5 protein-coding genes are annotated in these 6,347 nt (G+C 45.4%); 1 reads left to right on the top strand and 4 read right to left on the bottom strand.

Features of this window, described 5'->3' with window-relative positions; all coding sequences use genetic code 11:
* Positions 1-576: 576 nt before the first annotated feature.
* From G632_RS0116590 to G632_RS20545, 4 genes are all read right to left on the bottom strand, one after another.
* Positions 577-1,161, bottom strand: coding sequence for a hypothetical protein (locus tag G632_RS0116590; RefSeq protein WP_022770644.1), 585 nt, complete (start codon positions 1,159-1,161; stop codon positions 577-579).
* Between the two features lie 116 nt (positions 1,162-1,277).
* Positions 1,278-2,723, bottom strand: coding sequence for a TrkH family potassium uptake protein (locus G632_RS0116585; RefSeq protein WP_022770642.1), 1,446 nt, complete (start codon positions 2,721-2,723; stop codon positions 1,278-1,280).
* 1 nt (position 2,724) lies between these two features.
* On the bottom strand, positions 2,725-4,086 hold the full coding sequence (gene trkA, locus G632_RS0116580; RefSeq protein WP_022770641.1) for a Trk system potassium transporter TrkA: 1,362 nt from the start codon (positions 4,084-4,086) through the stop codon (positions 2,725-2,727).
* 47 nt (positions 4,087-4,133) lie between these two features.
* Positions 4,134-5,159 carry a tetratricopeptide repeat-containing glycosyltransferase family 2 protein gene (locus G632_RS20545; RefSeq protein WP_022770639.1) on the bottom strand — a complete coding sequence of 342 codons (1,026 nt, stop codon included), beginning with the start codon at positions 5,157-5,159 and terminating at the stop codon, positions 4,134-4,136.
* A gap of 98 nt (positions 5,160-5,257) precedes the next feature.
* On the opposite strand from G632_RS20545, the gene G632_RS20540 reads away from it, so the two are divergent.
* Complete coding sequence (locus G632_RS20540) at positions 5,258-6,337, top strand: hypothetical protein (protein ID WP_022770638.1); 1,080 nt, start codon at positions 5,258-5,260, stop codon at positions 6,335-6,337.
* Positions 6,338-6,347 lie beyond the last annotated feature (10 nt).

Below are 6,347 nucleotides of genomic sequence, written 5' to 3'. Positions count from 1 at the left end.
CCATGAGGCACTACTGTCCTAGATTAAAAATCTTCAACAAGCAGTAATGAATTCGATATTCAGTGTTCCATGCTTGCTTTTTTCATGTCCTGGAGCCAATATCCTGCCTTCCTGCCACAGATTCTGCCTTGCCACAATCCCCTTTTGCTTGTTTTCTCATGTCCCAGAGACGATATCCTACCGTTCTGCCACAGATTCCGGCTTGCCACAATCCCCTTTTGCTTGTTTTCTCATGTCCTGGAGCCAATATCCTACCTTCCTGCCACAGATTCCGGCTTGCCACAATCCCCTTTTGCTTGTTTTCTCATGTCCTGGAGCCAATATCCTGCCTTTTTGCCACAGAATCTACCTTGCCACAATCCCCTTTTAACCAGCCCCGCTTAGTGACCGTTATGTTCATAAAGATACCGGAGTCAAGGGACAGTACGCTGGGCGCTGCATTTCAAGCGCCCGGGCAGCCCTTGGCTCCGATATCTTTTTGAACTACAATAAACAGCGTGCGGGGCTGTAAAAAACCAAAAATAAATCCCCCCAGCTGCATCATGCAGCCAAGAGGACTTATAGCAAATTAATGAATCAATTATTTGAGCTGTCTGAAGCGCCTGTATCTGAAGAGAAGATATCAGCCATGGCTTCCTGAGCGCTCTTAATGTCTGTCTTACTGAGTGTGTAATCCTGAAGGATATTGGTGTCGAAGGAAACAAGATTGTCTTCCTTGGCTGTTACACAGGCATATTCTGTGTAGCCTGAATCCTTGTCACCGATCAGGATATATACTTCTTCGCCCTTCTTGATATCCATGGTAACTTCCACAACTGCTCTGGATGTCAGAATTGCTTTCTTTGAAAATGTTATTTTATAGCTATCAGGATAAAAATCATCCTGAATCTTTGTCACTGTTCCACTGGAGATAACAGCGCCGTTATCTGTAGTAACTATAAGCTTCTGCGATAATCTCTTGTCGCCCAAGACATCATCGGCCTCTTTATCAAGGTCAATGCCAGCCAGTCCGAGAATCGCTTCTGTAACTGCGTTATAGCAATCTCCGTCGTTATTTGTGCTGGTCTGTTTATCAGCATAAACAGCAAAACCTGCAAAAGCTATGCATCCGATAAGGAACATGACAAGGACTGCAATAGCTGCTTTCCTCGTCCTATTCATAAGACTCTCTCCATTTACTTAAACGTTCTAGTCTAAAAACTTTTATAAGTTTATCACAATTTGGACACAATTAGCAATGCCTTTTATAAAAATAGTTTATAGTTTTTTTATATTTGTTATCGTCTCCATGTTTTCGGTTTCATGATTATGAAGAACGGGAGCAATTCCAGACGACCCGCCAACATATCGAACATTAGCACGATTTTGGAGAAATATGAGAACTCAGAATAGTTACCCATAGGTCCAATCATACCGAGTCCGGGGCCAATGTTATTCAGTGTAGCAATTACCGATGTAACAGTTGTCTGGTAGTCAAAGTTATCTAGCGATACCAGGAAAATCGAAACCACCAAAGTGATAACATACAATCCCAAATAAGCTGAAACAGATTTAACTGTGGTTCCTTCAACAGCATGACCGTCCATGAACACCCTCTTTACTGCCTTGGGGTGTACCAGGAAGTTCAGCTCATTTCTCGCATTTCTGATGACAATCAGGGCTCTTGAGAACTTAAATCCGCCGCCTGTAGATCCTGCACAGGCACCGACAAGAGCCAGTCCCATCAAAAGAACTCTTGAAAACTCCGGCCATTTATCAAAGTCCAAAGTTCCGAATCCTGTAGTAGTCATGATTGATGTAACTGCAAACAGTGCGTGGTGGAAACACATTCCTGCTGAATCCAAAACTCCTGCCCTGTAGATGTTAATGGCTATAAGACATGCTGCCACAGCCATGGTTCCGAAGTAGTATTTGACCTCATCTATGGCAAAAGCCTCCTTGGGCTTTCTGTTGATGAGGAAATAATAAACAGTAAAGTTAACTCCGCATAAAGCCATGAATAAGATGATCACTGCCTGCGAAACCGTTGAATAACCACCGATTCCTGCATTTGTTACAGCAAATCCTCCGGTACCTACAGTAGAGAAGGTGATGGTTGCAGCCTCGTAAAGTGATAAACCGGAAATCTTTAAACATATGATCTCCAGCACCGTGATGCCAAAGTAAATCAGATAGAGGATCTTAGCAGTATCTTTTACCTTGGGAACAATCTTACCTACAACAGGTCCCGGGCTCTCTGCCCTCATAAGATGCATGCTGTAGCCGTCCGCCATGGGAACAACAGCAAGAAGGAAGACAAGAACACCCATTCCGCCGATCCAGTGAGTGAAGGTTCTCCAGAACTGAACACTCTTCTCAATCTGCTCAACTGAGGTAAGGATACTGCCTCCGGTTGTTGTAAAGCCTGATACTGTCTCAAAGCAGGCATCAATATAGTTGGGAATTGTTCCAGTTACAACAAAAGGGATGGCGCCAAGCATACTCACTACTATCCAGGCAAGAGCTGTAATGGTAAAGCCCTCCTTAGCATAGATAACTGTATTTGCCGGCTTTTTGAACGATCCTAAATATCCAATGAGAATGCTGATAAGTATCAGCACAAAAAACGCCTCTGCGCTGTCATATTCCTTATAAATCAGCGCCACCAAAAAAGGCAGTACCAAAAGAGCTCCGAAGACTCTGAACAATCTAAAGAGCACAAATCTGATCATCGAGTAATTCATGTCAATTCTCCAATATGTCGCTTATATCTTTTAATCCTGCCAGTGTGGTTACAACGATGACAGAATCTCTGTCCCTTATAACGCTGTCACCGGAAGGTGAAATGATCTCGCCGTAATGGTTGATGCACGCGATAAGAACGCCCTTCTTGATCTTCATCTGAGAAAGTGGCTTGCCAATAACTGGGCTTCCGTTTCTTACGATGAACTCAAGGGCCTCAACCTTGTCGTCATTGAGCTTGTAAAGAGTCTCAATGTTGCTGTCCTTGGATGCTGACATACCACGAACAAACTGAACAATCCTATCAGCTGTGATGTTCTTGGGATAAATGATACTTCCGATATTAAGAGAACCGATGATATCACCGTAGGTAACCCTGTGAACCTTGGTAATGAGCTTGGCCTTGGGGTTGATGCTCTTTACATACATAGAGAGCATGATGTTCTCCTCGTCAAGGTTTGTGAGGGATACGAAGGAATCAGTTCTGGTTACGCCCTCTTCAAGAAGCATATCCTTGTCGGTTCCGTCTCCGTTGATGATAAGCGCCTGAGGCAAAATATCCGTCAGTTCCTTACATCTTACAGGGTCCTTGTCGAAGATGGTTACCTTAATACCGAGTGCAATAAGCTGCATGGCAAGGTAATAAGCTGTCTCTCCACCGCCGATGATGATGGTTGAATGTACCTTGGCTGAAGGAAGACCCAGCTTTTTAAAGAAGCTTACGGTATTCTTGCTGGAGCCAAAGATTGTGATCTCATCCCCTGCTCTTAAGATAAAGTTACCATCCGGGATGTGAACGTCGCCGCCTCTGGTAACAACTGCGATGATTACCTGTTTCTTAAGGTCTGACGGAATATCTTTAAGCGCAATGTCACAGAGCCTTGAGTTCTCGTCGATCACAAGGCGCACAAGCTCTGCTCTACCTCTGGCAAAGGTCTCGATTTTAGTTGCTGATGGAAGTTTAAGGAGTCTGCCTGCCTCAGAAGCTGCTGCTTCCTCAGGGTTGATGACCATGGAAAGTCCAAGCTCCTCCTTGATGAAATTGATCTCGTTGTTATAGACGGGATTGCGGACTCTGGCAATAGTATGGCAGTTACCGGCTTTCTTGGCTATAAGACAGCAAAGAAGATTCAGCTCATCTGAATCTGTAACCGCGATCATAAGGTCTGCTGTCTCGATGCCCGCATCCTTCATTATGGAATAACTGGCGCCATTTCCAACGATACCCAAGACGTCCAGGTTGTTTACTACTGCCTGTACAACACTACTCTTTTCCTCAATGATAGTGATGTTGTGGCCTTCCTTGCTAAGCTGCTGTGTAAGTGTAAGTCCTACGTTTCCGCAGCCCACAATTATAATCTGCATAACATGCCTCCGCTGATAAACATAATAATACGAATATCATTATAGGCTCAATCAGTGTTTTCTTCAACTTCAGAAGCTTCTCTCTCGTAATCCCTTGCCTGCTCCTCGTTCCCAAGTTCGTGGTAGCACTTTGCAAGCGCAAGACGTGGAAGACTTCCGCTCTTTTTTATATCAAGAATGCTGCTGCATTCATAAGCTGCATTGTAGTACCAGACTATGGCTTCATCGATATCTTTTTTGCCAAAATAGTAATCCCCGAGCTCGTAGCACATCTCGCTGCTCATCTCGGTGATGGCGTCCTTCAATGTATACTTAAGAAGCGCAGCCAGGTCATCCTCGATAACAGCGATGTGGGCAAGGACGCAGCTGGCTTCCTTGATCTCATCAAGTCCTCTTGTGGTATCAAGCGCGGACGCAGTAAAAAACTCTTTTGCCTTAAGGAAATCTTCGTCGGTTCCGGCCATAAAGAGCTCCCTTGCATACATTCCGTGGAGTCTCTTAGAAAGGCGTCTTCCGCCTGCGATGGTGCGCCTGAAGGTCTCGAGGTCGCGCCCTGCGTGGTTCTCCTTGGGACGATGGATGATCTCAATCTCACTGTTGCAGATAACGGGATCTAAGATCACCTGCTCGTGGATTGGGTCTTCCCAAACAAAATGTCTTACTCTCTTAAAGAGCTTAGGGCGAAGTTCTCTGTCAAAGTTGTAAACCGTGCGGTACTGAAGCTGATTGCAGTAGTACATCTGCACGATATCTATATCAAGCTCGGAGAGGTCGGCCTTCAATTCCATAAAGCGCTGCCTGTTGTCCTCATCCAGCTCCTCGTCTGCATCTGCGGAGTATATATAGTCACAGTTTGCCTGAGCAAAGGCGAAGTTCCTGGCATCACTGAAGTCCCCGGTCCAGGCAAAGTCAAGCACCTTGGCACCGCACGCTTTGGCAATGTCCTTGGTCCTGTCCGTAGAGCCTGTGTCCACCACGATCATCTCGTCAACAATGCCCTCTAAGCTCTTAAGGCATTTCTCCAGACAACTCTCCTCGTTTTTGACTATCATGCAAAGACTGATCGTAACCATATACACCCTCCTGTTTGGCTAACAACCTATACCCGCTACATTAATCATACCATGAACTTGTTATGTTTTGTGCACTTTAGTTGTGCTAGAATAATCATATGCTTACAAGGAAAAAGACATTTCAACTAAATAAAATTTCTACCCTGGTTGCGACAGGTCTTTTGCTGTGCGCAGCTCTTACGGGATGTGCAAAAGAGCCTTCTGCGCCCGAAAAGGCTGCTCCCTATGACGGAAAAGAGTACCTCCGCGAATCAGAGCTGACAGCAGCCGGCGAAGATCCTGACAGTGCCTTTGATTCTTATACTGTCATAAATAACTACGACTCGGCTCTTAGTGTCCCTACCTATGTCACCAAGACTGATGACCTTTGGTTTATCGTTGACTGCTATCACAACCGGATCATCTACACCGACAACCTCGGAATTCCCTTAAATGAATGGCAGATCATGTGTGATCAGGCAACACAGCCTCACACCATGGCCAGCGACGGGATCGTCTATATGGTGGAAGACACCGAGAACAACAGGGTCCTGGTCTTTGAGAAAAGAGATAACAAATTCATCAACACTCAAAGCTTTTATGAAATTGGCAATAGACCTCACTTTACAGCCTATGATGAGACTTCTGACACCTTCTACGTGTGGAGCTCCAGCACAGGCGAACTGTATTGTTTCAGGCATACGCCGGATTCAACCAGGATGTATCTAACTGAAGTGCGAAAGATCGATCAACTCTCCGGCCTCTACGTCAGGTCTTTTACCATCGTCGGAGACGACATTTACTTCGTATCGGGAGTATCAGCCACAGGCGCTACGCCACAGATACTTCAGTGCGACCTCAAGACCTTAAATATAAAAAAGAGCTATCCGGTCCCGGACGAGCTTGCCGGAATGGTACAGATAACTCCCATTGACGATATGTTTTATATCACTGTTTCCACGGATATTACGGGCAATCAGGACTACGCCACACTTATCCGCACTTCATCCCTTGATAAGCTGAAAAGCGGGGATTATGAAGATATTTACGCACAGTACTTCGTGGGCGGCGGCACACCCTATAACATCTCCAAGGTGGATGATACGTACTTCTTAACAGAGCACAGGCTCCAGGGGCATTCCATTTGGAGCTTCAAGGTGGAGAGCGGCGAAATAACCGATGTTACTGCGCTCTACTGATGCGACTTCA

It is taken from the genome of Butyrivibrio sp. NC2007 (genome assembly GCF_000421405.1).
Lineage (GTDB): Bacteria > Bacillota > Clostridia > Lachnospirales > Lachnospiraceae > Butyrivibrio.
The sequence above is the reverse complement of the archived record's forward strand: the minus strand, read 5'-3'. Positions and strand labels throughout refer to the sequence as shown.